This window comes from Nonlabens sp., assembly GCF_965660805.1.
Classification (GTDB): domain Bacteria; phylum Bacteroidota; class Bacteroidia; order Flavobacteriales; family Flavobacteriaceae; genus Nonlabens.
On record NZ_CBFIBE010000073.1, the window covers coordinates 1 to 3808 of the forward strand.

The 3808-nt window shown below is 35.6% G+C and carries 2 protein-coding genes and 1 pseudogene; 2 read left to right on the top strand and 1 reads right to left on the bottom strand.

The annotated features are described in order from the left end of the window. Positions 1 to 301 precede the first annotated feature (301 nt). Positions 302 to 2908, bottom strand: coding sequence for an ATP-dependent chaperone ClpB (gene clpB / locus ACTF48_RS10880; protein WP_438963185.1), 2607 nt, complete (start codon positions 2906 to 2908; stop codon positions 302 to 304). A gap of 205 nt (positions 2909 to 3113) precedes the next feature. On the opposite strand from clpB, the gene ytxJ reads away from it, so the two are divergent. Beyond that, a complete protein-coding gene (ytxJ, locus tag ACTF48_RS10885; protein WP_438963186.1) occupies positions 3114 to 3524 on the top strand; it encodes a bacillithiol system redox-active protein YtxJ in 411 nt (136 codons plus the stop codon). 1 nt (position 3525) lies between these two features. Continuing rightward, positions 3526 to 3808, top strand: a pseudogene (locus tag ACTF48_RS10890) (M48 family peptidase); the annotation flags it as partial.

The following is a 3808-nucleotide window of genomic DNA, read 5'->3' on the forward strand; positions in this document are numbered from 1 at the left end:
CTATATTTTAAAATAAAATGAAACCGTATCTTAGGCTATGCTTTAATTTTCTTTATTACCTAGTCAAAAAATAATTCTAATTAAGAATACGGCATTAGAAACATAAATTGGTATTAAAACCTACTGATAGCATTGCTTCATAAGATTTTACAAATAATGCACCTTGCTATTGAAAAGCAAAAATGGTACGTTATTTATGAAATTTTAAAACTTATAAAGCACTGAAATTCAAACTCCATAGTAAAGTCTTTCCTCTATCATCGACAGCGGTCCTTTGTCTTAGTGGGACACGACTAAAAAATTATGTAATCTCTTTTAATTCACTTTCGTTACGAAAAACCAACTGATTCTCAGTAGTATCTATTAACACTATACTTTCTGTGGAAATTTTACCTGATAGGATTTGTTTAGAAAGTTCGTTGAGTACATTTTTTTGAATCACTCGTTTAACTGGTCTTGCTCCATATTGTGGATCATAACCTTGAACTGCCAGTAGATCAATTGCCGCAGGCGTAGCATCTATAGTAATTCCTTGTTGTGCCAGCATTTTAGTCACACCTTTTAATTGTAAACCTACTATTTGCCTGATCTCTTTTTGAGTAAGAGGTGTAAACATAACGATGTCATCTATACGGTTGATGAATTCTGGTCGTACACGCTGTTTTAAGGCTACTAGCACATCTTTTTTAGTCTCATCCATTAAGGACTCTGTTACAGTGACATTATCAAATCGTTCTTGGATTAACTCAGCTCCCATATTAGAAGTCATGATTATGATAGTATTCTTAAAATCTGCAATACGGCCTTTATTATCAGTAAGTCTTCCTTCATCGAGTACTTGTAATAAAATATTAAAAGTATCAGGATGGGCTTTTTCTATTTCATCCAGCAGTACCACACTATAAGGTTTTCTTCTTACCGCTTCGGTTAGTTGACCACCTTCATCATAGCCCACATAACCAGGAGGTGCACCTACTAATCTACTCACGCTATGACGTTCTTGATATTCACTCATGTCTATGCGTGTCATGGCATTTTCATCGTTAAAAAGATAATCGGCTAGAGCTTTTGCAAGTTCTGTTTTACCTACACCAGTGGTTCCTAGGAAAAGAAAGGATCCTACAGGTTTTTTTTGATCTTGTAATCCTGCACGACTGCGGCGCACGGCATCACTCACGGCAACTATAGCTTCTTGCTGTCCTACCACACGTTTATGCAACTCATCTTCTAAACGTAATAATTTTTCACGTTCACTTTGAACCATTTTAGTGACAGGAATTCCAGTCCATTTTGCAACTACTTCGGCAATATCATCATAGGTAACCTCTTCTTGAATAAGAGATTTATCTGTATCGTTTTCAGCAACTTCTTTTTGCAATCGCTCGAGCTCTTCTTGAGCATCTTTGATTTTTCCGTAACGCAACTCTGCCACTTTACCATAATCACCATCACGCTCAGCACGCTCAGCTTGTTGTTTAAAGTTTTCTATATCACTTTTTGCGTTTTGAATAGCATCTACGATATCTTTCTCATTTACCCATTGCGCATTAAGCTCATTACGAGATTCTTTAAAGTTTGCCAGTTCATTGCGCAAACTTTTTAATTTAGTTTCGTCTTTTTCTCTTTTAATCGCTTCAATCTCAATCTCTAGTTGCATGATTTTGCGGTCTAGTACATCAAGTTCTTCAGGCTTAGAGTTAATTTCCATACGCAATTTAGACGCAGCTTCATCCATTAAATCGATGGCCTTATCGGGTAAAAAACGATTAGTGATATAACGCTGAGAAAGCTCTACAGCGCCTATAATGGCTTCATCTTTTATACGTACTTTATGGTGTGTTTCATATTTATCTTTAATTCCGCGCAAGATAGAAACAGCACTTTCTGTATCAGGTTCATCTACGAGCACTTTTTGGAAACGTCGTTCTAGTGCTTTGTCTTTTTCAAAATACTTTTGATATTCATCTAGTGTAGTGGCACCTATAGCACGCAGCTCTCCACGAGCTAGAGCAGGTTTTAAAATATTTGCGGCATCCATGGCGCCTTGACCACCACCAGCACCTACAAGAGTGTGAATCTCATCTATAAATAAGACGATATCTCCAGAACTGGTTGTTACCTCTTTAATCACTGCTTTTAAACGCTCCTCAAATTCTCCTTTATATTTTGCACCTGCTATAAGTGCTCCCATATCTAGTGAAAATATTTGTTTATTCTTTAGGTTTTCTGGAACATCACCAGCAATGATACGGTGCGCTAGCCCTTCAGCAATAGCAGTTTTACCTACTCCAGGTTCTCCCACTAGCATTGGGTTGTTTTTAGTACGTCTGGATAGGATTTGTAAAATACGTCTTATTTCTTCATCGCGACCTATCACAGGATCTAGTTTTCCTTGATCTGCAAGCTGGTTCAGGTTCTTTGCATATTTGTTGAGACTATTATAAGTTTCCTCTGCGCTGGCACTAGTTACCTTGTTGCCGTTTCTGAGTTCCTCAATGGCTTTTTTTAATGTGCTACTGCTTATCCCTTGATCCTTAAGAATGCGAGCCGCTGTAGATTTTCCTTCAAAAATGGCTAGTAATAAGTGTTCTAAACTCACGTATTCATCTTCCATTTTTGTAGCGATACTCATGGCATTATTTACCATGCTTGAGGCATCTCGAGATAATTGAATCTCGCCGCCTTCTACTTTAGAAATAGAGTTTAAACTGCTGTTAATAAGTTGTATAGCAAGGTCAAGGTTTACATTTAGTTTTTTAAAAATAAAAGGTAAAACATTTTCATCTACCTGAATCATTCCCTTAAGAATGTGCAAGTTTTCAATAAACTGGTGTCCCGACTCCTGTGCGAGTTGTTGCGCTTTTTGAAGAGCCTCTTGGGATTTTATAGTAAGTTGATTCATATTCATAATTTTCTTTTTCTTGTTTGTTTCAAAAGATGTACCTAATGTTTAAATTGTCAAAAAGGCATATAAAATGCATATTTACACGACAAAGTGTCTGTCTTTAAATGTTTATATAGAATTACACTTAACATATAGTATCTTTGTAAATTAGTATAAAATTTGAGTATCTACGCTTTCGCGAAAGCGGAATTATTAATAAAACTAGGGTATGGGATTGTTAGATAAGTTGTTTAAATCACAACGTGAAATTGAAAAAAAAGACCATAATGAAGGATTGCCATGGCAGTTGCTAGATTCTGAAGATCAGTTAAATAACTTAATTTCAAACTCTAAGAAAAAAGTAAAAGTTATTTTTAAACACAGCACTAGATGTGGTATCTCGCGCATGGTACTTAAAAATTTTGAATCGGGTTACACCTTAGATGAGGATCAAGCTAGTTTTTATTTACTGGATTTGCTTAATCATCGTGAGTTGAGTAACACCATTGCGAGTAAACTTAATGTGATGCACCAGTCTCCACAAGTGATCGTTATAGATAATGAAGAAATAGTTCACACTGATTCACATCATGGAATCGATATTAAAAGAGTAGAACAATTAATAAAAAAAGGAGCCTAAAATGAAGTTTAATAAATTATTGATCCTTACAATAGTAGTTACATTATTCTCTTGTAAGACTAATGTTTTCACAGGCAAGAAAACATTAAATTTTATGTCTAACAGCCAGCTGTTTCCTATGGCTTTTAGTCAGTATGGACAGTTTTTAAATGAAAATAAAGTGATTACGGGAACACCACAATCAGAAATGATCAATAGAAGCGGAAATAAAATTAAAACAGCCGCTCAGCGCTGGCTTAATGCTCTAGGACAAGAACAGTATTTAAAAGATTATGCATGGGAAT

What these genes read in the sequence shown, in the direction of transcription:
- clpB (WP_438963185.1), bottom strand. Translation starts at nt 2,908, where the DNA reads ATGAATATGAATCAACTTACTATAAAATCCCAAGAGGCTCTTCAAAAA.
- ytxJ (WP_438963186.1), top strand. Translation starts at nt 3,114, where the DNA reads ATGGGATTGTTAGATAAGTTGTTTAAATCACAACGTGAAATTGAAAAA.